This is a genomic window from Massilia sp. YIM B02763, from assembly GCF_030412015.1.
Classification (GTDB): Bacteria; Pseudomonadota; Gammaproteobacteria; order Burkholderiales; family Burkholderiaceae_D; genus Telluria.
Map to the genome: position 1 here is coordinate 414498 of NZ_JASNRD010000002.1, position 22588 is coordinate 437085.

Here is a 22588-nt window from a genome sequence, read left to right on the forward strand (position 1 = left end):
TCAGGTAGGGAACCCGAAGAGTAGCATTCGCTGCGGAAAATATTACTTAAGCAATCTTTAAGGCTGCGCCTGCTGCGCCGGCACCTTGCGGCGGTCGTAGCGGTGGCCGGCATTCGGATCCTCCGGCTTCACATGGGTGAAGCCGTACCACAGGTGCTGCCACCAGTGCTCGCGCGACCGCACGGTGAGCAGGCACTGGTGGTCGATCTCGGCCGTGAACAGCGGATCCCGGCACTGCTTCGACGCCAGCGCATTGCGCTGGTTCTCCGCATTGACGAGCGCAATGGCCAGCCACACGACCAGGCCGGCGAGCACCACCACGAGGCCCCAGGCCACGTGGTTGACATTGCTGGTCTCGTACAAGTCCTCGTCTTCCGGCTTGGACTTGTCGTAGATCCTCAGGATCTTGCCTTCGATATCGCTCATTCGATCGCTTCGCTCATTACTTCGTTTTTGCAGCCTTGGCGACGAGCGCGTCCATGACCTGCAGGGTTTGCTGGAACAGCTGCTGCTCGTTGCCGGACTTGGTGGAGTTATAGACCTGGGCCGGCGAGGTCTGGTACTTGCCGTCGATGACGATGGTCGGCGCGCCGTCGACCTTGTAGTCGGTGGTGAGCTGCTGCAGGCGGCGCAGCTTGGTCGTCACGCCGAACGAATTCCAGGCGTCGGTGAAGGCCTTGCGGTCCAGGCCGTTCTTGGCGGCCCAGTCGATGATCGTGTCGTCGCGATTCAGGCGCACGCGATCGACGTGGATCGCCTTGAACACCTTGGCATGCATCTGCTCGACCTTGCCCATCGCCTCGAGCGTCAGGTACAGGTGCGCTTCCGGATCGGCGGGACCGCCGGCCGGGATGTGGATGCGGCGCAGCACGATGTTGTCGCCCTGTTTTTTGACCCACTGCTCGAACATCGGTTCCAGCGCATTGCAGTGCGGGCAGTGGTACATGAAGAACTCGATCACCTCGACCTTCTTGCCGCTGGCCTGCACCGGTTGCGGCTGGGCGAGCGTCACGTACTCGACGCCGTTCGTCGGGGCGGTCGGCGAGGCAAACGCGGTGCTGGCGACGAAGCTGGCGGCAATCAGGGCAAAACGCAGGGAACGCATAGTTATCCTTCTAGGGTGAGTTGAGCAAACGACCGGAGATTACCACTTTTTCGTTCTCCAGCCTTAGCCCAGGCTTATTTTTGCAATTGCTTACCGAAGTAACCAACGGAATTACCGTCGTCCCTGCGAAGGCAGGGACCCAATTTTCGCACCATCGACCAGCAGCAAAATTGGGCCCCCGCCTGCGCGGGGGCGACGTTGCCGGTTAAAAGTCGTAGCGCGCCGACAGTTTCAGCTGGCGGCCGTCGCTCGGGTAGATGCCCGAGCGGCAACCGAAGGCGTTGCTGAAGTAGTGGCGGTCGGCCAGGTTCAGGCCCGTCGCCGCCAGTTCCCAGGCGCCCAGCTTGATCGCGTAGCGCGCATCGAAGGTCGCATAGGACGGGATGCGGGCGGCGCAGGTGTTGTCGAAGTCGCTGCCGTAGCGCTGGCTGTCGACCCACTGCACGCCGGCATCGGCCGACTGGCCATTGCCCGGCACCCAGGAAACGCGCGCCGTCAGCACGTTCTTCGGCACCAGCACCACTTCGCGGCCCGCGTTCGGGCCCTCGGTGAACTTGGCGACCACGTGCTGCAGGTGGGCGCTGGCGCGCCAGTCGCGGGCGATGGCGGCCTCGGCATCGATCTCGACACCTTCGCGGCGGGTCGGGTCGAGGTTGGTGTTGGCGCCCCAGCCGCCCAGCAGCGTCGGGTCGTAGAAGATCTCGTTCTTCAGCTTGTGGCGGAAGGCGCGCGCCGTCAGCTTGCGCCGGGCGTCGCCCAGGGTCGCGCCGATTTCCAGGTCGTGCGAGGTCTGCGCCTTGAGGATATCGGCACTGTCGCGGTAGCCATTCTCGTCGACGTTGGCCACGCGGTAGCTCTGCCCCGCCTTGGCGTACAGTTCCAGCAGCGGCCGCACACGGTAGCTGGCCTGCGCGTCCCAGGCGTTCTGCGACTGCGAACGGTCTTCCGGCGCCGCGCCCGCCAGGGCGTCGACGTAGTCCTTGTCGAAGGTCTCGTGGCGCGCGCCGATGGCGATGCGGCCGTCGTGCGCGGGGTCGAAGCGCAGCTCGTTGCGGAAGTACACGGCTTTCGAGGTCTGGCTCGCGTCCGCGCTGGAGAAGTCGGACACCGTTTCGCGCTTCCAGCGGATCGCGTCCACGCCGACGACGAGTTCGTCCAGCATGCCGCCGACGTCGCCGACCCAGCGCGCGCGCGGCGAGAACTGGTCCTGGCGGCCGTTGTAAGCGCTGATCGAGGTATAGCCCGTGAGGTAGTTGGAACGCACCCTGCGCTCGCGGTGCGACAGCTCGGCGGCCAGGTCGACGGTCCCGATCCGATACTCGCCGAAGGCGCTGACACGGTCGGTGTCGAGCGAGCCGAAGTCCTTCTGCGTCAGCGACTGGCGCGGATTATCGTCGAACTGTTCCAGCGTCAGCGAGCCCGGCAGGCGCGAATCCTGGCGCGCGCTTTCCACGCGCAGGCCGGCGCGGCCGCCTTCGAAGCGGGTCTGCACGCCCAGCGAGAATGTGGTCTGGTCGAAGTCGCTGTTGTCGCGGTAGTTATTGCTGCCCTGGCGCGCGACGCTCAGGTCGGCGCTGACGGGGCCGGTGACGGCCGACAGCGAGGCGCGCACGTCGTGCTCGCGGAACTGCCCGGCCTCGGCGAACACGGAGCCGTGCAGGCCCTGCTCGCGCGCGCGGCGCGTATGGATCTGGATTACGCCGCCGGTCGCGCCTTCGCCGTACAGCACGCTGCTGCCGCCCCGGGTGATCTCGATGCGCTCGACGGTGTCGATGGGGATCGTCGACAGCACGGAGTTGGCCAGTTCGTTCTCGTTCAGGCGCACGCCGTCGACCATGATGACCATGTTCTGGGCGCTGTTGGTGCCGAAGCCGCGCAGGTCGAGCGCAAAGTCGGGCGAGGAATCCAGGCTCTGGCGGCCGAACACGCCGCCGATCTTGCGGATGGCGGCATTGACGTCGTTGACGCCGGCGCGGCGGATGTCGTCCTGGGTGATGACGGTGGCGCCGATCGGCTGGAGCTGGTCGACGCTGGGGAAGCGCGCGCCCGTGATGACGACGGTGGACGGATCGGCCTGGGCCATGGCGGAAGCGCCCGGCAGGGCGGAAAAGGCGAAGGCGCAGGCCAGCGCGAGCGGCTTGACGGCCGGCGCGCTACCGGAGAAGGCAGCTTGGTTCATTGGATGTTGTTCGAATGCGATCGTTGCACCGGCGCGCGTCCCCGCACGCCGGCAAGCATATGGAAGCGGCGGCGCATGGCCGGCTTCCCCCTCGTCTGGCCGGTATCCGGGCTGGCAAGGCGGACCGCCCCGCCTTCCCATGCGCGCGGCACGGTGGCTGTCGGGGTGGCTTGTCGCCGCATGGCGGCCATGCGGCGATGCTTGCTTACCGTTGCGGGGGCAGCACATGTTGGCGCGTCGCCGGCGGCGGACGCGCTCCATGTTTCCCGTTTAACCTTCGCGCGGGACGCGCGGCGGGCACCAGAACCGGCGAATTATACCTGCCCGTCCACCTTCCTCCCATGCATTCCAACCAGGTCTGCGTGCATTCCGTCGCAAAAACCACCTGTTCGCCCGGCAACTCATCTATAGTCGTCACAACAATTCGACACGAAGGGGTTATTGCATGCGTTTGCGTTTCAACCCGGCGCCGGGAGGCTGGCTGCGTGCCGGCGCCGCCGGCGTGGTGCTGGCGGCGGGCGCCGTTGGCGTCACCATTGCCGCCAACCACCTGGGCGCTCCCGCGGCGCCATCGGCCGCGCCCGCCACCGTCCCGGCGGCGCCGGCCCCGTCGGCCGACGGCATCGCCCTGGCCGCCCCGGACGCCGCCGCCGTGCGCGTGCCGAGCAGCCCCGACGCCTGGGGCGGCATGCGCACCGGCACGGAGGCGACGCTGTCGGACCGCGTCGTCCACTACGACATCGACGCCACCCTCGACCCGGACAAGCACACGGTCACGGGCCGCCAGAAGCTCACCTGGCGCAACCGGAGCCAGGTGGCAGTGAAAAGCGTTTACCTGCACCTGTACATGAACGCCTTCGAAGGCAGCGGCAGCACCTTCTTCACCGAGAAGCTGCAGCGCGACGCCGCGTTCCGCTCCGGCGTCGACATCAAGGAAGGCGAATGGGGCCACATCGCGCTGCGATCGGTGGCCCAGTCCGGCGCCAAGGTGCCCTGGACCTTCGTCCACCCGGACAACGGCCCCGCCACCGACCACACCGTCGTGCGCTTCGACCTGCCCGCGGCCGTGGCGCCGGGCGCGTCCACCACGCTGGACATCGACTTCCTCACCAAGCTGCCGCGCGTGATGGCGCGCACCGGCTACTTCGGCAGCTTCCACCTGGTGGGCCAGTGGTTCCCGAAGATCGGCGTGCTGGAACTGCCGGGCGAACGGGGCGCCACCGCGCCGCGCTGGAACGTGCATGAGTTCCACTTGAATTCCGAGTTCTACGCCGACTTCGGCAGCTACGACGTGCGCATCACGGCGCCCAAGGCCTATACGGTCGGCGCCACCGGCGAACGGCAGGGCGCGCCGGTGGAAAAGAACGGCATGCTGACCCATCGCTACGTGCAGGGCGACGTCCACGACTTCGCCTGGACGGCCGACAAGCGCACGGCGAAGCCGCTGGTCGACACCTGGACCGGCCCCGGCAGCCCGACCGTGACCATCACCGTGCTCTACCCGCCCGAATACGAAGCCAGCGCGAAGCCGGCGCTGAAGGCGTCCAAGGATTCGCTGACCTATTTCTCGAACACGCTGGGCCCCTACCCGTACAAGACGCTGACCGTCGTGATCCCGCCGCACAACGCCGAGGAAGCGGGCGGCATGGAATACCCGACCTTCTTCACGGCCGAGGGCTATGCCAACGTCGATCCGGGCACCATCAACCAGTACGGCCTGGACTTCGTCACCATCCACGAATTCGGCCACGGCTACTTCTACGGCATCCTGGCCTCGAACGAATTCGAGGAGCCCATGCTGGACGAAGGCCTGAACGAATTCTGGGACGACCGCATGCTGCGCGACCGCGGCCAGCCGGTCTTCGCCACCACGCCGCGGCTGCGCAAGCTGGGCTTCGCGCCGAGCTTCCCCGTGTTCGACGTCGAGCGCCTGGCCGCGCCGCGCAACGATCCGGCCGACCCCGTCGGCCAGAACGCCTACGACCGCCTGCAGGACATCGGTCCCGTCTACACGCGTACCGCCATCCTGATGCGCGACCTGGAAGCGAGGATCGGCAAGGAGACCACCGAGCGCGCCTTCAAGGAATACTACCGGCGCTGGAAGTTCCGCCACCCCAGCGCGGCCGACCTGCGTGAGACGCTGGCCGAGGTGACGGGCCAGCGCGCCGCCATCGAAGCCGTGTTCGACCAGCAGGTGTATGCGAGCGCGCGCATCGACGACCGCATCGGCGAGCTCGCCAGCCGCGAAGTGCTGCCGGCTCCCGGCACGCGCCAGGCCGGCGCCAACTGGGCCGAGGACAAGCAGGCCGACCTCGACAAGCGCATCGAAGACACCCGCGCGCAATGGAAGAAGGCGCACCCGAACGCCAAGGAAGGCACGGGTCCCTACCCCTACCGCACCGAGGTGCTGGTGCGCCGCTACGGCGCCGCCGTGCCGCAGACGTTGGTCGTGAAATTCGCCGACGGCAGCAGCGAGACGGTGCGCTGGGACGCCAACGAAAAGTGGCACAAGTTCAGCTGGACCAAGCCGGCCAAGGCCGTATCCGCCGAGCTCGACCCGCAGCGCGTCCACTACCTCGACACGAGCAAGCTGGACGACAGCCGCACCATCGAGGCCGACGGCAGCGCCAGCCGCCGCTGGAGCATGGATGCCGCCAGCATCGTCCAGTACCTTCTTTCCCTGATCGCGAACGTATGATGAATACCCAATCGACCCTGGACGCCCCTTCGCTGGCCTCCCAGCATGCCGCGCTGCCGCGCCGCGCCGGCTTCGTCTCCGCCCTGCGCAGCACGGGCGCCGCCCTGCAATGGCGCCTGCTGCTGTGGTGGGCGATCCTGCTGCTGCTGCCGGCCATCGTGGCCGCCCTGCCCCTGTGGCAGCTGCTGTCCGCCAACCTCGACCACTCGGTCCACGCCGCGCGCCTGGCCGAGAAGCTCGACATGCTGGCCATCTCGGACCTGCTGGTGGTCGGCCGCGAACGCCACGGCGCCGCGCTGGGCGCCGGCGGCCTCGTCGCGCTGGCGCTGACACTGCTGCTGTCCCCCCTGCTGACGGGCATGACGATCGCCGCCGTGCGCGCTCCGCAACGCCTGCGCTTCGTGCCCTTGCTGTCCGCCGGCGCCGCCCACTACGGCCGCCTGCTGCGCATGCTGGCATGGGCAGTCGTGCCGCTGGGGATCGCGGGCGCCGTCGCCGGCATGGCGTTCAATGCCGCCGGCAAGACGGCCGAGACGGCGATCCTGGAAGCGGACGCCAGCCACGCCTCGCACCTGGCCATGTTCGCCACCGTGATCCTGCTGGTCATCGTCCATGCCAGCATCGATGCCGGCCGCGCCATCCTCGGCAACGCGCCGCAGCGCCGTTCCGCCTTCCTGGCCTGGTGGGGCGGATTGAAACTGCTGCTGCGCCGCCCGCTGTCCGTGCTGGGCAGCTATGTCGTCGTCACGGCCATCGGCCTGGCCATCGCCGCGGTACTGCTGCTGGCGCGCATGCACGTGCCGGCCCTGGGCGCGGGCGGCACCGTGGCGGCCTTCCTGCTGACGCAGCTGGGCGTGGTCGTGCTGGGGTTCATGCGCGGCGCGCGCCTGGCGGCGCTGATGGAACTGGCGCGCTAGGAAGCTCGACGACCCGTCGCCCCCGCGCAGGCGGGGGCCCAATTTCCCGTGCCGCGCGCCAGATTGGGCCCCTGCCTGCGCAGGGGCGACGATGGGGCGCCATCCAACGCACGCACCACGGATCGGCTACCATGGAAGCTTTCGACGTCCACGAGGAGCCTCCATGTCCCACCTGCCCACCTATTTCGTCTCGCACGGCGGCGGCCCGTGGCCGTGGATGAAGGAGCAGTACGGCCCCACCTACGACAAGCTGGCAGCCTCCCTCGTCGACATCCGCCGCCAGGTCGGCCAGCGCCCGAAGGCGATCCTGGTCGTGACGGCGCACTGGGAAACGGAGGGCGGATTCATGGTCTCGTCCGGCGCGGCGCCGGGCATGATCTACGACTACGGCGGCTTTCCGCCCCATACCTACGAGATCCGCTACCCGGCGCCGGGCGACCCCCAGCTGGCGGCGCGCGTGGCGCAACTGCTGAACGACGCCGGCCAGCCGACGACGCTCGACGCCCAGCGCGGCTTCGACCACGGCACCTTCTCGATGCTGGCGCCGATCTATCCGGATGCCGACGTGCCCGTCGTGCAATTGTCGATCCGCCGCGACTACGACCCCGCCACCCACCTGGCCGCCGGCCGCGCGCTGGCGCCGCTGCGCGACGAGGGCGTGCTGATCCTGGGCAGCGGCCTGTCCTTCCACAACCTGCGCCTGTTCGGCCAGGGTGGCGCCCTCGCCTCCAGCGCCTTCGACACCTGGCTGCAGCACGTGCTGCTGGAATTGTCGCCCGAGGACCGCGAGCAGGCGCTGCTGCACTGGAGCGACGCGCCCTACGCGCGCCATGCGCATCCGCGCGAGGATCACCTGGTGCCGCTGTGGGTGGTGCTGGGCGCCGCCGAGCGCGAGGAGACGGCGTGCGTGTACCACGAAGAGCATTTCTTCGGCGGGTTGACGGTGTCGAGTTTCAGGTTTGGCAGGCTTGCAGAATGAATTCGGCAGCTATCGATACGGGACTGTCGCGCCAGATAGACAAAAGATTAAAAGTTGTTGCATTAAAATAACTTATAAAATAATGTTGCTGGTTTTCACTTCGGCAACATTGTCATGATCAGCTCCGATAAGCACGTTCCCTACCTCGATGGCTGGCGCGGCTTGGCCATCTTGGCCGTGTATTTTGGTCATTTCTATGGCCACGGCAAATACTGGTGGGTGGGCGTTTTCGGTGTCCACCTCTTTTTTGTCCTTTCCGGCTACTTGATGTGCAATATTTTGTTCATCAAGAAAACAGCACTGTCGGATTTTTTCGTAAGCCGCTGTGTAAGGGTGTACCCGACATTTCTGCTGTTCATTGCTGGGCTGCTCGTTTACTCCGCCACACTACAGCCTGATCCGTTTCTTCCTTCGTTCGCAGAAATCTCGAGTACCGTTAGTTTTTTGCGTACGTATCTGCCGTATGGCATGGCCATATCGAATGAGCACTGGGCGATTGCGCATCTGTGGTCATTGAATGTCGAAGAGCACAGCTATGTTTTCCTGGCGTTGATTGCGCTGCTGACCCGGCGTGCACAGACCCCTTGGTTAGCAGGCGTTATGCTTGCGACCGCTACTATCGGCGCTTGGGCGATCGGTAACTGGTATTTTTCGTATCCGCCAAGCGGTGCAAGCCATTTCTCGGTACGAACCGAGGTCGCCTCGCTCGGCTTGCTGTGCGGCGCAACGGTGAGGTACATCCGTTACCATGCGCCCCTGCGTATCTACTCGATGATACCGTTCTGGTTGCCTCTGGCGAGCATCGCCATCGCGTATTGGTGCTTTGTGAGCTACCAGTACAAAGGGCTCCATATCACGCTCGCGCCGATTCTTCTGGCGTGCGCCATCAATTTCATGGACCGGGTTCCTGGAGTCGTCACGGCCATCCTGTCAAACGCTGTACTACGGTGGTTCGGCACTTGCTCTTTCTCTCTCTACCTTTGGCAGCAACCGTTACACGCTTTGACGATCGAATATGGCAGCAATGCGTTCCTCATGTCCGCGCTGGCCATCAGTATCGGTGCAATGTCGTTCTATGCTTTCGAGAATCCAGTACGCAAGAAACTCAATACCGCATGGCGCAATCGCTGTTCCAGCAAAAATCTCACCTCGTCGACTAGCTCGGTCGTCGTGCAAGGGTCGGCCGGCGCTGGGCTAATCCGTCTTATCGAAGACTGAGCGGAACATTGGTCACCGTGTGCGTCGCCGGCATTGCGCCGGCTTTTAGTTCGTGCCGCGAGATCGAAGCGCGACGTGCTCCGGATATCAGGTCCCGCGCTTGCCGCGCGCCGCCTCTTCCGCCTTGCGCGCCGCCTTCTCCGCGGCGATGCGCGCCTTTTCTTCCATCTCGATGCGGTGGCGTTCCAGCGCCTCGGCGCGGCTCGTCGGGGTTTCCAGGCTGATGCGGCCCAGCGCGCCGCTGCGGTAGTCGACCAGCAGCGTGTGCGCGGCCTTTTCATAATCGTAGTCGCCGCCGCGCACGCGGAAGGCGCGCTTCTGGGCCACGCCTTCGATCACGCCGAAGCCGTCCAGGCCCTCGGTCTTGAAGCCGTAGCGGGCCGTCAGCAGCTGCGGGTAGCGCTCCAGGAGGAAGCCGCCCAGGAATTCGGCCACTTCTTCCTCGATCACGGCATTGGTGCCGACGGCGTGGCTGGCGGCCAGCATCAGGCCGTCGCTTTCCATCGCGATCTTCGGCCACAGCATGCCCGGAGTGTCGACCAGCACCGTGTTCTTGTCCAGGTACAGCTTCTGCTGGGCCTTGGTGACAGCCGGCTCGTCGCCGACCTTGGCCACGCGCTTCTTGAGCAGGGCATTCATCAGCGTCGACTTGCCGACGTTGGGAATGCCCATGATCATGATGCGCAGCGGCTTGGTCGGCACGCCGCGGTGCGGCGCCAACGCCTTGCACAGCTCGGGAATCTTCGCCACGTCGGCCGGCTTCTTGGTCGTCATCGGGTATGCGGTGACGCCTTCCTGGGCGTCGTACCAGGCGGCCCAGGCGGCGGTGGCGGCGGGGTCGGCCAGGTCGGTCTTGTTCAATACCTTCAGGCAGGGCTTGTTGCGGAACTTGCGCAGTTCCTCGACCATCGGGTTGCTGCTCGCCTGCGGCAGGCGCGCATCCAGTACCTCGATGACCACATCGGTGTTTTCCATCTGCTCCGCGGCCTGCTTGCGGGCGGCGGCCATGTGGCCCGGGAACCATTGAATCGACATGCTTGATCTCGTGTTTTTTGCGTCAAACCGCGTATTTTACGCTGGCGCGGCGGTAATGACGACCGCTTCGCTTGCGGGACCGGCCGCTCGCCCCGTGCGGATCGCGGCGCGGACGCCCCGGCCGTCCCTTCATGCATGGCCGCGCGCAGCGGCTAGTCGAGTTCCGCCAGCGCCTTCACGTGGGCCACGACGCTGCGGCCCAGCGCCGACAAGGCGTAGCCGCCCTCCAGCACGCTGACGATGCGGCCTTGCGCGTACTGCTTCGCGATCTCGATCGCCTTGTGCGTCATCCACACGTAGTCCGCCTCGACCAGGGCCATGCCTCCCATGTCGTCTTCCTTGTGGGCGTCGAAGCCGGCCGAGATGAACACCATCTGCGGGCGGAAGGCGTGCAGCGCCGGCATCCACTGCTCGTCGACCAGCTTCCTCACCACGTCGCCGCCGCTGTAGGCCGGCACGGGGATGTTGACGCTGGTGGCGGTGACGGGTTCCGGCTCGCAGTACGGATAGAACGGGTGGCGGAAGAAGCTGGCCATCAGCACGCGCGGGTCGTCGCGGAAGGATTCCGCCGTGCCGTTGCCGTGGTGGACGTCGAAGTCGATGATGGCGACCCGTTCCAGACCGTGCACGTCGAGCGCATGGCGCGCCGCGATGGCGACGTTGTTGAACAGGCAGAAGCCCATCGGCTCGTTCGGGCGGGCATGGTGGCCGGGCGGACGCACGGAACAGAAGGCGTTGTCGATGCTGCCCGCGATGACGGCGTCGGTGGCGGCCACGGCGGCACCGGCGGCGCGCAGGGCGGCCCGGTAGCTGTCCTTGCACAGCAGCGTGTCGCCGTCGAGCGGATAGTGTTCGCCGGCGGCGGCAGGCAGGTTGTCGCGCACCAGGTCGATGGCGCCCTGGCTGTGGATGCGCAGGATGTCCGCTTCGTCGGCCAGCGGAGCGCTGATGTGCTCGACGAGGCCGTCCAGGCGGGCCGAGATCAGCTGGTCCTCGATGGCGCGCAGGCGCGCGGGCGATTCGGGATGCCAGTCGCCCATCTCGTGCAGCGAACAGTCAGGGTGGCTGTAGATCGCTGTGCTCATGCTTTTTCGTTCCGTCCTGCGCTCATCCTTGGTGTCCCCAGCCATGCCGTTCTCGCTTAGAATCGCGCAGACGCATGGTATTCGAATAAAGATTACCGATGGCGCTAATCTACCATGTGCACCCGCTCTGCGCACATGGGGGCGCCGAACCAGACAGGAAGCTTTCCATGTTCAAGCAATTGCATGCCGCAGCGCGCCAGGTGAGCCAGGTCGTGGTCGGCAAGGACCAGCAGGTGCGCCTGGCGCTGACCTGCCTGCTGGCCGGCGGCCACCTCCTCATCGACGACGTCCCCGGGGTCGGCAAGACCACGCTGGCGCATGCGCTGGCCCTCACGCTGGGCCTGAAGTTCAACCGCGTGCAATTCACCAGCGACCTGCTGCCCGCCGACGTGGCCGGCATCTCCGTCTACGAGCGCGAAAAGAACGGCTTTTCCTTCCACCCCGGCCCCATCTTTACCCAGGTGCTGCTGGCCGACGAGATCAACCGGGCCACGCCCAAGACCCAGTCGGGCCTGCTGGAAGCGATGGAGGAGCGCCAGGTCACGGCCGACGGCGTCACCCGGCCGCTGCCGGAGCCGTTCTTCGTGATCGCCACCCAGAACCCGGCGCACCAGGTCGGCACTTTCCCCCTGCCCGAGTCGCAGCTCGACCGCTTCCTGATGTGCCTGTCGCTGGGCTACCCGGACGCCGCCGCCGAACGCGCGCTATTGATGGGAGAAGACCGGCGTGCGATGCTCAAGACGCTGCAGCCCGTCATGCAGCCGGGCCAATTGATGGAGGCCCGGCAGGCGCTGCGCGCGATCCACGCGTCCGGCGCCCTCGTCGACTACCTGCAGGCGCTGGCGCAGGCCTCGCGCTCGGGCAAGCTGTTCGCGGAAGGCCTGTCGCCGCGCGCCACGCTGGCGCTGCTGCAGGCGGCAAGGGCCTGGGCCGCGCTGGAAGGCCGCGACCACGTGATCCCGGAAGACATCCAGGCCCTGCTGGTGCCCGTCTGCGCGCACCGCCTGCGGCCGCTGAAATCCGTGCACGGCACGGCGATCGCCAGCCGCGACCTCGTGCTGCAGCTGCAGAAATCGGTCCCCGTCTAGCGATGGCCGACGCCGCTGCCGACACCGGAACCGGCTGGCTCGGACGCCACCTCGGGCGCCGCCGCAGCGCCTGGCGCGCCAGGGCCACGGCGCGCGACCGCGGCGACGTGCTGCTGGGCCAGCGCCGCGTGTACATCCTGCCCACCCGCGCGGGGCTGGGCTTCGGCGTGCTGCTGCTGGTCCTGCTGATCGGCTCCGTCAACTACAACCTCGGGCTGGGCTTCGGCCTGACCTTCGTCGCCGCGGGCTGCGCCGTGGCCGACATGCTGGCCACCTGGCGCAACCTGGCCGGCCTCACGCTGCGCCCCGGCCGCGCCCCCGACGTGTTCGCCGGCGAGGAAGCGCCGTTCGAGCTGCACGTGCTGAACGGGTCGCGCCTGGACCGCTACGCCGTCTGGATCGACTTCGAACACGCGGCCACGCCGCGCCATGCGGTCGACGTCGATGCGGGGGGCAGCGCGGCCGTCGTGCTGGGAGCCCCCACAACGACCCGCGGCTGGCTGGCCGAACTGCTGCTCGACTTCGATGCCTTGCCGGCCCGCCTGGACCTGGAGCTGCGCCTGTCGCGCGTGGCGCGCTGGGTGCTGGAGGCGGAAGGCCGCGCCCTGCCCTACGCGCTGCGCGTCGGCCGTGCCGAGGTCGAGCCCGCCCTCGGCGCCGCGCACCAGGCCGCCTGCCTGCGCGCGCTCGCCCTGTACGGCAGGGCCGAGGCGCCATGAAGGCCGCCTTCGGCTCACAGTTCGCCACGCTGTCGCGCGACAAGCGCGATACCCTCCTGCTGATCGCCAGCAGCCTGCTGGTGCTGGCCCCGCACGCGCTGCACCTGCCGCTGTGGGTCAGCCTGCTGTGCGGCGCGATTCTCGCCTGGCGCGCCGCGCTGACGGTGCTGGGCCGGCGCCTGCCGCGCAACCTGGTGCTGGTGCCGCTCGCCGCCGTGGCGATGGCCGGTGTGCAGCAAAGCTACAGCACGGTGCTGGGACGCGATGCCGGCGTGGCCATGCTGGTGCTGCTGGTCGCCTTCAAGATGCTGGAAATGCATGCGCGGCGCGACCTGTTCGTGGTCGTGTTCCTGTGCTTTTTCCTCGTGCTGACCAATTTCTTCTATTCGCAGAGCTTCGGCACGGCCATCCTGATGCTGGTCTCGATCGTGTTCCTGCTGGCCACGCAGATGTCGTTCCAGCTCACGGGCAAGGTGCCGCCGCTGTCCCTGCGCCTGGCGAGGAGCGCGCGCATACTGGCGTTCGCGTTACCGCTGGCGGCGGGGGCCTTCGTGCTGTTCCCGCGCGTGGAGGGACCACTGTGGGGCTTGCCGGACGACGCGCGCAGCGGCAAGACGGGCCTGTCCGACACGATGGCGCCGGGCCAGATGGCCGACCTCGCGCAATCCGAGGACGTGGCGTTCCGCGTCAAGTTCGACGGCCCGCCGCCGCCCCAGCCCCAGCTCTACTGGCGCGGCCCCGTGCTGGGCAGCTACGACGGCAGGACCTGGACGCGCGTCCATCCGCTGCCGGCCCGCGAACGCGCCCAGCCGCTGGCGATCTCGGTGGCCGGCGCGCCGCTGCGCTACCAGGTCACGCAGGAGCCGTCGAACGCGCGCTGGCTGTTCGCGCTGGAAGTGCCGCGCGCGCTGCCGCAGCTGGCGGACCGCCCGGTCGGCGTCAGCGGCGAACTGGAGATCCAGGCGGCCGCTCCCATCACCGAGCGCGTGCGCTACGACCTGGCTTCCTACGTGCGCTACCAGCTGCAGGGCGGCGACAGCCTGCCCGGCAGCGCGCGCTGGCTGCTGCTGCCCTGGGGGCGCAATCCGCGCGCGCTGGCCGAGGGCCGGCGCCTGCGCGAACGGCTCGACCCGGCCGGCCGCGTGCGCGCCGTGCTGGAAACGTTCTCGACAGGCGGCTATGTCTACACGCTGCAGCCGCCGCTGCTGCCCGGCCCCCATTCCATCGACGATTTCCTCTACGGCAGCCGCGCCGGGTTCTGCGAGCACTACGCGGGCGCCTTCGTGTTCCTGATGCGCGCGGCCGGCGTGCCGGCGCGCGTGGTGACGGGCTACCAGGGCGGCGACATGAATCCGCTCGACGGCTGGCTCACGGTGCGCCAGTCCGATGCCCATGCCTGGGCCGAGGTCTGGCTGGCGGGACGCGGCTGGGTGCGCGTCGACCCGACGGCGATGGTGGCGCCGGAACGCGTCCAGCGCAGCCTGGCGCGCGCGCTGCCGCCGCCGGCGCCGTTCGGCCTGACGGGCCTGGGCCGCTTCCTGCAGCCCGACCCGGATTCGCTGCTGGGCCGCATGCGCTACGCGATCGCCGCCGCCAACAATGGCTGGAACCAGTGGGTGCTGAACTACACGCCGCGGCGCCAGCAGGACCTGGTGTCGCGGCTGCGGAATGACTTGTTCCGATGGCAAGCCCTTGCCGCCATCGTCATTCTTTCTCTTGTGTTGTTACTAGTCGGAAAATTCTCGGCCAGGAGGCGGTCCGACCCGGTCGATGGGCTATACTCGGCCCTGTGCAGGCGCCTGGGCCAGCTCGGCCTGCCCCGCGCGCCGGACGAAGGACCGACCGCCTATGGCGCGCGCATCGCGGCCGCGCCGCTGGCGCCCGGGGTGCGGCAGGCCGCCGGCGAATTCCTGCAACGCTACAGCGCTTACCGCTACGCCGCGGGGAGCACGGTGGCGCCGGGCACCGCACTTGTTCCGATCCTGAAAGAGTTGCTGTCACGAGTTCGATGAAATCCTCCTTCCCGCTGTTGCTCGCCCTGGCCATCGGTGCCGGGCCGGCAGCCGATGCGCTTGCCGCTTCCTCGCCGCACACGACCGCCGCCACCGCCTCCTCCAAGAACGCCAAGGCCGGCGCCAAGCCTGCCAAGAGCACGAAGGCGGCCAAGACCCGTGCGGCCAAGGCCGCGGCGCTCGCCGCCGCGGCGGCGGCAAGGCCGCGCATCGACTACGACGGCGAACAGGTCAATTTCAGCGAATGGCAGGCCGTGCGCGACTTCGAGGACGAGATGGTGGAGCGCAACGGCTTCGAGCGCGGCGCCCTGCAGGACATCGTCAGGCAGGCCCGCTTCATCGATTCCGCCGTCCAGCTGGTGAAGCCGGCGCCGCCGGGCAAGCCGAAGAACTGGCAGGCCTACAGCAGCCGCTTCATCGAGCCGATCCGCATCAATGCCGGCGTGCGCTTCTGGAACGAGAACGCCGACACGCTGGCGCGCGCCGAGGCGACCTATGGCGTGCCCGCCGAGATCATCGTCGGCATCATCGGCGTGGAAACCATCTATGGCCGCGACACGGGACGCTTCCGCGTCGTCGACGTGCTGACCACCCTCGCCTTCGCCTATCCGGAAGCGCCGAACCGCGCGGACCGCATGGCCTTCTTCCGCGGCGAGCTGGAAAACACCCTGCTGCTGGCGCGCAAGGAAGGCATCGACCCGTTCTCGCTGCTCGGCTCCTTCGCCGGCGCCGTCGGCATGCCGCAATTCATGCCAGGCAATATCCTGAAATATGGGGTGGACTTCGACGGCGACGGCATCGTCGACCTGCGCAATTCCGCCCAGGACGCGATCGGCAGCGTGGCCCGCTTCCTGGTCGAGCACGGCTGGGAGCCGGACAACAAGGGACCGGCCGTGTTCGCCGCCGACGTCGCGCCGAGCATGGCGTGGCAGCCGCTGCTGGGCGGCCTGTCGGCACGCTACCGTCCGGCCGAGCTGGCCGGCGCGGGCGTCGCCGCCCGTACGCCCCTGCCGGAAGAACGCCTGTATGGCCTCGTGGACCTGCAGAACGGTGCGGACCCGACCGAGTATTGGGTAGCAAACAGTAACTTCTTTGCTATCACCCAATACAATCGGAGTTACTTCTATGCCATGTCAGTGGTTGAACTGGGCCATGCGGTGAAGCAGGCACGCGGCACTTGACCTTGTTTCGCCAGAAACTTTGTATCAGTTTGTAACTCGTTTGCCACAGAAATCCGCGCTTTGATGCAGTGGTGACAACGTTATACCCCCCGGGTGTATACCTATTTCTGTTTAGTCAGTTCTTCTAGGAAATAGAGTAAACACCCCAATACCCCCTTGCAAATTGTCATTCCTACACCCAATTCCTTAATGTGCGGCGCTGCATTTCTAATTGCTTTAGAATTAAGTTTAAATAAAAAACAATTATTTTTTCAGTGACTTTGTGAGAGAATTGCACTGTAGCTATTGTTGCAGTCAGACAACGACCACAAACGATCGCGCAGTATCTTATTGCTCTTAGGTACTAAATTAGAAAACACTTGTATAATTTAGTAGAAATTTTCGAAATCTTTCCTGATTCGAAAGTCGCTTGAGCTCCGACAACCAACTTAGGAATAGTGAATCATGACCAATCAAGTGGGTATTGACATGAACAGCGATTCGGAAAACGACGAACTGCTGCAATACAACCCGAACCGCCTGCTCGACACCCTGATCGAGAACCTGCGCCTGAAGAACGACGCAGCCCTGTCGCGCGCGCTGGAAGTGGCGCCGCCGGTGATCTCCAAGATCCGCCACCACCGCCTGCCGGTCGGCGCATCGCTGCTGATCCGCATGCACGAAGTGTCGGACCTGTCGATCCGCGACCTGCGTTACCTGATGGGCGACCGCCGTGCCAAGTTCCGCATCAGCGACAAGCAGTTCAAGCCGAAGGACAAGGACAACGGCGGCGCCGGCGCCGAGCAGTAATCGTGGCACCGGACCGGACGGCGGCATCGCGCCGCCGCACCGTCCAGCAGTAACATCGCGTCAATGTCGTGACGTTCCTCGGTAACGTCCACTTCGCCGCCATCGCGATCCATGTCGCGCATGACCGGCTTCAAGCTCGGGGGCCACTGCCCCGCGACGAGCATCCCAGCGCCCGAACCTCGCGCCGGGACTTCCTCCTCCATTGCATCAGGCCGGGAACACGCCCGTCGACAGGTAACGGTCGCCGCGGTCGCAGACGATGAACACGATCGTCGCATTCTCCACCGTCTGCGAAACGCGCAGCGCGATCTCGCAGGCGCCGGCGGCGGAAATGCCGCAGAAGATCCCCTCCTCGGCGGCCAGGCGGCGCGCCATCTGCTCGGCCGCGGCCTGGGTCACGCTTTCCACCTGGTCCACGCGCGCCTTGTCGAAGATCTTCGGCAGGTAGGCTTCGGGCCACTTGCGGATACCCGGGATCGACGAGCCTTCCTCCGGCTGGGCGCCGACGATCTGGATCGCCGGGTTCTGCTCCTTCAGGTAGTGCGACACGCCCATGATGGTGCCGGTGGTCCCCATGGCGCTGACGAAGTGGGTGATGCGCCCCTCGGTGTCGCGCCAGATCTCCGGGCCCGTGCTCTCGTAGTGGGCGCGCGGATTGTCCTGGTTGGCGAACTGGTCGAGGATGATGCCCTGGCCATCCTTCTGCATCTGCTCGGCCAGGTCGCGCGCGTATTCCATGCCGCCCGTCTTGGGCGTCAGGATGATCTGGGCGCCGTAGGCGGCCATGCTCTGGCGGCGCTCGATCGACAGGTTGTCCGGCATGATCAGCACCATCTTGTAGCCGCGGATCGCGGCCGCCATCGCCAGCGCGATGCCGGTGTTGCCGCTGGTCGCCTCGATCAGCGTGTCGCCCGGCTTGATCTGCCCGCGCGCCTCGGCGCCGCGCAGCATCGACATGGCCGCGCGGTCCTTCACGGAGCCGGCCGGATTGTTCCCTTCGAGCTTGCCGAGGATGATGTTGTTGCGGGCCGCGGCGTCCGCTCCCGGGATGCGCACCAGCTGCACCAGCGGGGTATTGCCGATCGTGTCTTCGATGGTCTTGTATGCCATTGCTTGCTCTTTGCGTATGCGTAAAGCGCCATTCTAAACCGGGACGGGATCGGGCGTATGGGCCGATGGCTGAACACCGGGGTCAGAGTCCAACCGTCAACACCGGACTCTGACCGCTCCCACCGTGCGACGTCTTACCGCTGGGGCGACGGGTACGACGCGACGCTGACGTTGCCGTCCTTGTCGACAGCCTGCACGCCGAAGAAAACATTGTCCTTCGACAGTTTCACCGTCGCCTCCGTCACGTTGCCGACCCATTGCGAACCCTGCCACTGGGCCGCGGTGGTGTCGCGCCAGACGATGCGGTAGCCGACGACATCCGGTTCCGGGTTCGGCGCCCAGCGCATGGTCGAATCGTTCTCCAGCCTGGTCGTCATCATCTTGACCTGCTGCGGGGCCGCCGGACCCAGCGCCAGCGTCGCCAGCGCGGCCGCGTTCACGCGCGCCACCTGGGCCGTGTACTTGAAGTCGACGAATTCCGGCAGGTCGCCGATCTGCTTGGCGCCTTCCTTGCGCACGACCTGGTGCTGGTGGTCGAAGTCCTCGTTCGGCTCGGTGAAGCGCAGCGCCGCGAAGCCCTGCTCCAGGAAGGGCATGTGGTCGCCGCCGCGCAGGTAGCGGTCGGCGCGCTGGATCACGGACACCTTGAAGTTCGGCACGTAGCGCTCGCCCTGCTCCTTCACGTGGCGCGCCAGCTGGCGCGACAGCGAATCGTTCTCGCCGCCCGTGCGCACCAGCGCGCGGTTGGCTTCGCTCAGCTCCCTGGCCGACGGAATGCCTTCGGCGAACAGGCGCACCTGGGTGTCGTCGACGCGGCCGTCGTCGCTGCGCGAGCTGCCGATGATGTCGTTGGTGAACATGCCGGCGATGTTCATGTTCTTTTCCTTCGCCGTCCTGGCGAAGTGGGCGGCGCCCAGCAGGCCCTGCTCTTCCGCCGCCACGGTCATGAACACCAGCGTCGCGTCGAAATCGTGCTTCGCCATCACGCAAGCCATTTCCATCACGGCGGCCGTGCCCGAGGCGTCGTCGTTGGCGCCCGGCTGGAACGTCGTCGTGTCCATCACGTCGTTGACGCGGGTGTCGTAGTGGCCGCTGACCACGTACATGCGGTCCTTCGAGGCCGCCTGCTTGCCGGGCAGCGTCGCCACCACGTTGACGATCTCGGTCGGGCGCGAGATGCGTGCCGACACGGGCGCCACGTGGCTGTCGAAGGCGACCGTCATGCGGGTGCCGGCGCCGCAGCGTTCCAGCTCGGACTTGATCCAGCGGCGCGCGGCGCCGATGCCGGTCTTGTCGGAGGTCGTGTCGGACATCGTGTGGCGGGTCTGGAAGCTCACCAGCTTGCGGATGTATCCCTCGATGCGCTGCGGCGAGATCTCGGACACGATCTTGTCGACGTCGGGCTGGCGGCGCGCGGTATCCGGCTGGGATCGTGCAGGTTCGGGCTGAGCGGTCTGCGCCACCGCCACCTGCGCCGCGAATGCGCAAGACAGGATGAAGGCCAGGCGGGAGGGGGAAAGATGCTGCGTCATGGTTTCCTTGGGCTCGTTGTCGTTGTCATGAGGCTCCGGGGGAGGCTTGCCATCTTCTCATGCATGATGGACGACATGCAGTATTTACGGGCACAAATACGGACACGAATCACCAACAAAAAACCCCGCCGGAGCGGGGTCGTCGTCAGGTGCCGCGGGCGCGGCTCAGGTCGCGGACTTGGCCGCTTCCGGCTTGGCCGCCGTCTTCGGCTTGGCCGCCTTGTCGTTGGTCTTCGCCGCGTCGGCCTGCATGCCGGCGCCTTCCTTGCCCACGCCGTTGACCTGCAGGCCGGCCTCGGACAGCTTGGCGGCGCGCTTGTCGCCCATGCCCTTGATGCGTTTCTGGAAGTCGCCCCAGTCCTTGAACGGACCGGACTTGCTGCGCTCCTCGAGGATCGTCTTGGACATGCTCGGGCCGATTCCCTTGATGCCGTCCAGGGCGGCGGCGTCGGCCTTGTTGACGTCCACCTGGGCGAACGCGAACCCCGTCGATGCCGCGAACGCGGCGACGGCAAGCATCAGTTTCTTGATCATGTAGTTTTCTCCATTGGCGTTGAAAAGACGGCAAAAAATGCCGCCAGCAACGATAACGCCAATGGAGAATGGGGCCTTGATGCGGCTCGCGACAATGGTCATCCCCGCGCAGGCGGGGATCCAAGTTTCAAGGACGGCGACGGCGCGTGCAAAATCGGGGCCCCGCCTGCGCGGGGATGACGTGATGGATCAGGAATTGCCGTCGTTGCTGCGGCGGCGCTGCGCGAACAGCTCGTCGCGGGTGACGGTCGCCGTGCCCAGCTTGCCGACGACGATGCCGCCGGCGCGGTTGGCGGTGGCCAGCGCCTCGTCCAGCGGGGCGCCGGCGCCCAGCATGGCGGCCATGGTGGCGATCACGGTGTCGCCCGCGCCGGAGACGTCGAACACCTCGCGCGCGTCGGCGTGCACGTGCAGCACCTCGTCGGCCGTATACAGGCTCATGCCCTCTTCCGAGCGCGTCAGCAGCAGCGCCTGCAGGCCCAGTTCCTCGCGCATCTGCTGTGCCTTCTCGGTAAGCTGTTCCTCGCTCTTCCAGTTGCCGACGATGCGTTTCAGTTCGGACTTGTTCGGGGTCAGCATGGTGGCGCCGCGGTAGGGCGTGAAGTCGTCGCCCTTCGGGTCGACCATGACGACCTTGCCGGCCGCGCGCGCGGCGGCGATCATCTCGGCCACGTTCACGAGGCTGCCCTTGTTGTAGTCGGACAGGATGATCACGTCGTAGTCCGGCAGCAGCGCCTTGAACTGGGTCAGCTTGTCGCGCAGCACGGTCTCGGTCGGCGCATCCTCGAAGTCGATGCGCACCATCTGCTGCTGGCGGCCGATGACGCGCAGCTTGATGATGGTGGAAATCGCCGAGTCGCGCTTGAGGTAGCTGTCGATGCTCGACTCGCGCAGGATCTGCTCGACCGAGTCGCCCGCCTCGTCGTCGCCGACGACGCCCAGCAGGCCGCAGCGGGCGCCGAGCGCGGCGGCGTTGCGCGCCACGTTGGCGGCGCCGCCCAGGCGCTCCTCGCGGCGCTCGATGCGCACGACGGGCACCGGTGCTTCCGGCGAGATGCGCGAGACGTCGCCGAACCAGTAGCGGTCGAGCATGACGTCGCCGACGACGAGCATGCGCACGCCCTCGAGGTGCGGCGCTTCGGTCTGGCGGTAGCTGTCGGCCGGCAGGAGGCGGCTGGGAACGATGTTGGATGCGTGATTGGATGCGTTATTGCTCATCTTCGGCTCAGTTCATGACATTCAGTTCTTCCGTGCGGCGCGGCGGGTAGGTTTCCCACTTGTTGCAGCCCGGGCAATGCCAGTAGTACTGGCGCGCCTTGAAGCCGCAGTGGCTGCACTGGTAGCGCGCCAGCTTCTGCGTATAGCCGTGCACGAGGTTCTTCACCATCGACAGCTCTTCCCACACGTCGGCCGGCGCATCCATCATGCGCGCTTCCAGCAGCTTGTCCAGGCCCAGCAGCGTCGGATTGCGGCGCAGCTCTTCCACCACCAGCTGTTTGGCCGCTTCCACGCCATCGAGTTCGATGACGGCCTTGAACACGACTTCGATCAGATCAATGGACGACGCTTCCTCCAGGTAGGAGCGCAGCAGGTTCACGCCTTCCTGCGGCCGGCCGACCTTGCGGTAGCCGTCCATCAGGCGGGTGGCGACCAAGGCCACGTGCGGCACGCTCTGCTGCTCGACGCGGCGCCACGTCTTGAGCGCCCCTTCGATGTCGTCCTGGGCGATCTGGGCGTCGCCGTACAGCATGGTCGCGCGCACGCTCTTGCGGTCGGCCTGCAGCGCCTTGTCGAGCAGCGCCTTGGCCTCGTCCGGATGCAGCTGGACCAGCGCGTCCTGGGCCAGTTCGCAATAGAACTGGGCGATCTCGCGGTTCATGGCGCCGGCGCCGGATTCCTGCAGGCCTTCGGCGGCGGCGATGGCGCGGCGCCATTCCTTTTCGCGCTGGAAAATCTCCAGCAGCGCACGGCGCGCCTGCACGCCGTACTGGGTGTCGACCAGCAGGTTGAAGGTTTCCTCGGCGCGGTCCAGCAAGCCCGCCTTCAGGTAGTCCATGCCCAGCTCGTACTGGGCGTGCACTTGCTGCTCGATCGGCAGGTCGGGACGCGACAGCAGGTTCTGGTGGACGCGGATGGCGCGCTCGGTCTCGCCGCGGCGGCGGAACAGGTTACCCAGCGCAAAGTGCATGTCGGCCGTTTCCGGATCCAGCGTGACGATCTCGATGAAGGCGTCGATCGCCTTGTCCGGCTGCTCGTTGAGCAGGAAGTTCAGGCCCTTGAAGTAGCCGCGCGGCAGGCTGCGCGATTCGGAGACGAGTTGCTTGATGTCGACCCGGGCGGCGACCCATCCGAGCGCGAAGAAGACGGGGATGCCGAGCAGCCACCAGATTTCAAATTCCATGTGCTT

Annotated in this window: 19 protein-coding genes and 1 riboswitch; of the genes, 9 read left to right on the forward strand and 10 right to left on the reverse strand. The window is 66.7% G+C overall.

Annotated features, from left to right (window positions below; all coding sequences use genetic code 11):
- Positions 1-57: 57 nt before the first annotated feature.
- The 3 genes from QPK32_RS05315 to QPK32_RS05325 form a co-directional block, all read right to left on the reverse strand.
- Positions 58-426: a hypothetical protein gene (locus tag QPK32_RS05315; RefSeq protein ID WP_290411724.1), complete on the reverse strand. Its 369-nt coding sequence runs from the start codon at positions 424-426 to the stop codon at positions 58-60.
- A 16-nt stretch (positions 427-442) separates the two neighbouring features.
- A complete protein-coding gene (locus QPK32_RS05320; RefSeq protein WP_290411725.1) occupies positions 443-1105 on the reverse strand; it encodes a thiol:disulfide interchange protein DsbA/DsbL in 663 nt (220 codons plus the stop codon).
- Positions 1106-1310: 205 nt separating this feature from the next.
- Entirely contained in the window at positions 1311-3284 is a 1974-nt protein-coding gene (locus QPK32_RS05325; RefSeq protein ID WP_290411726.1) for a TonB-dependent receptor, read from the reverse strand.
- Positions 3285-3363: 79 nt separating this feature from the next.
- Positions 3364-3604, reverse strand: a riboswitch (cobalamin riboswitch).
- A 125-nt stretch (positions 3605-3729) separates the two neighbouring features.
- Between QPK32_RS05325 and QPK32_RS05330 the strand changes: the two genes are divergently transcribed.
- The 4 genes from QPK32_RS05330 (at position 3730) to QPK32_RS05345 (ending at position 9096) form a co-directional block, all read left to right on the forward strand.
- Positions 3730-5982 (forward strand): M1 family metallopeptidase, encoded by a 2253-nt coding sequence (locus QPK32_RS05330; RefSeq protein ID WP_290411727.1) that lies wholly within the window; start codon positions 3730-3732, stop codon positions 5980-5982.
- The gene (locus tag QPK32_RS05335; protein ID WP_290411728.1) at positions 5979-6899 is read left to right on the forward strand and encodes a hypothetical protein; all 921 of its coding nucleotides are present in this window, start codon (positions 5979-5981) and stop codon (positions 6897-6899) included. The genes QPK32_RS05330 and QPK32_RS05335 overlap by 4 nt, the downstream gene beginning before the upstream one ends.
- A gap of 163 nt (positions 6900-7062) precedes the next feature.
- Positions 7063-7878: a class III extradiol ring-cleavage dioxygenase gene (locus tag QPK32_RS05340; RefSeq protein WP_290411729.1), complete on the forward strand. Its 816-nt coding sequence runs from the start codon at positions 7063-7065 to the stop codon at positions 7876-7878.
- 114 nt (positions 7879-7992) lie between these two features.
- The gene (locus QPK32_RS05345; RefSeq protein ID WP_290411730.1) at positions 7993-9096 is read left to right on the forward strand and encodes an acyltransferase; all 1104 of its coding nucleotides are present in this window, start codon (positions 7993-7995) and stop codon (positions 9094-9096) included.
- An 87-nt stretch (positions 9097-9183) separates the two neighbouring features.
- Here QPK32_RS05345 and ylqF read toward each other — a convergent pair whose 3' ends face one another.
- Positions 9184-10131 (reverse strand): ribosome biogenesis GTPase YlqF, encoded by a 948-nt coding sequence (gene ylqF, locus QPK32_RS05350; protein ID WP_290411731.1) that lies wholly within the window; start codon positions 10129-10131, stop codon positions 9184-9186.
- A 152-nt stretch (positions 10132-10283) separates the two neighbouring features.
- A complete protein-coding gene (locus QPK32_RS05355; protein ID WP_290411732.1) occupies positions 10284-11216 on the reverse strand; it encodes a histone deacetylase family protein in 933 nt (310 codons plus the stop codon).
- A gap of 167 nt (positions 11217-11383) precedes the next feature.
- Between QPK32_RS05355 and QPK32_RS05360 the strand changes: the two genes are divergently transcribed.
- The 5 genes from QPK32_RS05360 to QPK32_RS05380 all read left to right on the forward strand — a co-directional run bounded on the left by QPK32_RS05360 (position 11384) and on the right by QPK32_RS05380 (position 17005).
- Complete coding sequence (locus QPK32_RS05360; protein ID WP_290411733.1) at positions 11384-12304, forward strand: MoxR family ATPase; 921 nt, start codon at positions 11384-11386, stop codon at positions 12302-12304.
- Between the two features lie 2 nt (positions 12305-12306).
- Positions 12307-13023, forward strand: a complete 717-nt coding sequence (locus QPK32_RS05365) for a hypothetical protein (RefSeq protein WP_290411734.1) — start codon at positions 12307-12309, stop codon at positions 13021-13023.
- Complete coding sequence (locus tag QPK32_RS05370) at positions 13020-15035, forward strand: DUF3488 and transglutaminase-like domain-containing protein (RefSeq protein ID WP_290411735.1); 2016 nt, start codon at positions 13020-13022, stop codon at positions 15033-15035. Before QPK32_RS05365 ends, QPK32_RS05370 begins: the two co-directional genes overlap by 4 nt.
- A complete protein-coding gene (gene mltB / locus QPK32_RS05375; RefSeq protein WP_290411736.1) occupies positions 15032-16216 on the forward strand; it encodes a lytic murein transglycosylase B in 1185 nt (394 codons plus the stop codon). The genes QPK32_RS05370 and mltB overlap by 4 nt, the downstream gene beginning before the upstream one ends.
- Positions 16217-16660: 444 nt before the next feature.
- Entirely contained in the window at positions 16661-17005 is a 345-nt protein-coding gene (locus tag QPK32_RS05380; RefSeq protein ID WP_290411737.1) for a hypothetical protein, read from the forward strand.
- A gap of 207 nt (positions 17006-17212) precedes the next feature.
- Here QPK32_RS05380 and cysM read toward each other — a convergent pair whose 3' ends face one another.
- The 5 genes from cysM to lapB all read right to left on the reverse strand — a co-directional run bounded on the left by cysM (position 17213) and on the right by lapB (position 22582).
- Positions 17213-18115 (reverse strand): cysteine synthase CysM, encoded by a 903-nt coding sequence (cysM, locus tag QPK32_RS05385; RefSeq protein ID WP_290411738.1) that lies wholly within the window; start codon positions 18113-18115, stop codon positions 17213-17215.
- Between the two features lie 134 nt (positions 18116-18249).
- Positions 18250-19647 carry a M28 family peptidase gene (locus tag QPK32_RS05390; RefSeq protein ID WP_290411739.1) on the reverse strand — a complete coding sequence of 466 codons (1398 nt, stop codon included), beginning with the start codon at positions 19645-19647 and terminating at the stop codon, positions 18250-18252.
- A gap of 165 nt (positions 19648-19812) precedes the next feature.
- Positions 19813-20181 (reverse strand): helix-hairpin-helix domain-containing protein, encoded by a 369-nt coding sequence (locus QPK32_RS05395; RefSeq protein WP_290411740.1) that lies wholly within the window; start codon positions 20179-20181, stop codon positions 19813-19815.
- A 189-nt stretch (positions 20182-20370) separates the two neighbouring features.
- Positions 20371-21399: a D-glycero-beta-D-manno-heptose-7-phosphate kinase gene (gene rfaE1 / locus QPK32_RS05400; protein ID WP_290411741.1), complete on the reverse strand. Its 1029-nt coding sequence runs from the start codon at positions 21397-21399 to the stop codon at positions 20371-20373.
- A gap of 7 nt (positions 21400-21406) precedes the next feature.
- Complete coding sequence (gene lapB, locus QPK32_RS05405) at positions 21407-22582, reverse strand: lipopolysaccharide assembly protein LapB (RefSeq protein WP_290411742.1); 1176 nt, start codon at positions 22580-22582, stop codon at positions 21407-21409.
- Positions 22583-22588 lie beyond the last annotated feature (6 nt).

Excerpts from the sequence above, each read along its gene's own strand:
- QPK32_RS05355 (WP_290411732.1), bottom strand. The coding sequence starts at position 11,216 with ATGAGCACAGCGATCTACAGCCACCCTGACTGTTCGCTGCACGAGATG.
- QPK32_RS05360 (WP_290411733.1), top strand. The coding sequence starts at position 11,384 with ATGTTCAAGCAATTGCATGCCGCAGCGCGCCAGGTGAGCCAGGTCGTG.
- QPK32_RS05370 (WP_290411735.1), top strand. The coding sequence starts at position 13,020 with ATGAAGGCCGCCTTCGGCTCACAGTTCGCCACGCTGTCGCGCGACAAG.
- QPK32_RS05365 (WP_290411734.1), top strand. The coding sequence starts at position 12,307 with ATGGCCGACGCCGCTGCCGACACCGGAACCGGCTGGCTCGGACGCCAC.
- QPK32_RS05335 (WP_290411728.1), top strand. The coding sequence starts at position 5,979 with ATGATGAATACCCAATCGACCCTGGACGCCCCTTCGCTGGCCTCCCAG.
- QPK32_RS05325 (WP_290411726.1), bottom strand. The coding sequence starts at position 3,284 with ATGAACCAAGCTGCCTTCTCCGGTAGCGCGCCGGCCGTCAAGCCGCTC.
- QPK32_RS05330 (WP_290411727.1), top strand. The coding sequence starts at position 3,730 with ATGCGTTTGCGTTTCAACCCGGCGCCGGGAGGCTGGCTGCGTGCCGGC.
- QPK32_RS05320 (WP_290411725.1), bottom strand. The coding sequence starts at position 1,105 with ATGCGTTCCCTGCGTTTTGCCCTGATTGCCGCCAGCTTCGTCGCCAGC.
- QPK32_RS05315 (WP_290411724.1), bottom strand. The coding sequence starts at position 426 with ATGAGCGATATCGAAGGCAAGATCCTGAGGATCTACGACAAGTCCAAG.
- QPK32_RS05345 (WP_290411730.1), top strand. The coding sequence starts at position 7,993 with ATGATCAGCTCCGATAAGCACGTTCCCTACCTCGATGGCTGGCGCGGC.
- QPK32_RS05395 (WP_290411740.1), bottom strand. The coding sequence starts at position 20,181 with ATGATCAAGAAACTGATGCTTGCCGTCGCCGCGTTCGCGGCATCGACG.
- QPK32_RS05340 (WP_290411729.1), top strand. The coding sequence starts at position 7,063 with ATGTCCCACCTGCCCACCTATTTCGTCTCGCACGGCGGCGGCCCGTGG.
- rfaE1 (WP_290411741.1), bottom strand. The coding sequence starts at position 21,399 with ATGAGCAATAACGCATCCAATCACGCATCCAACATCGTTCCCAGCCGC.
- cysM (WP_290411738.1), bottom strand. The coding sequence starts at position 18,115 with ATGGCATACAAGACCATCGAAGACACGATCGGCAATACCCCGCTGGTG.
- lapB (WP_290411742.1), bottom strand. The coding sequence starts at position 22,582 with ATGGAATTTGAAATCTGGTGGCTGCTCGGCATCCCCGTCTTCTTCGCG.
- mltB (WP_290411736.1), top strand. The coding sequence starts at position 15,032 with ATGAAATCCTCCTTCCCGCTGTTGCTCGCCCTGGCCATCGGTGCCGGG.
- QPK32_RS05380 (WP_290411737.1), top strand. The coding sequence starts at position 16,661 with ATGACCAATCAAGTGGGTATTGACATGAACAGCGATTCGGAAAACGAC.
- ylqF (WP_290411731.1), bottom strand. The coding sequence starts at position 10,131 with ATGTCGATTCAATGGTTCCCGGGCCACATGGCCGCCGCCCGCAAGCAG.
- QPK32_RS05390 (WP_290411739.1), bottom strand. The coding sequence starts at position 19,647 with ATGACGCAGCATCTTTCCCCCTCCCGCCTGGCCTTCATCCTGTCTTGC.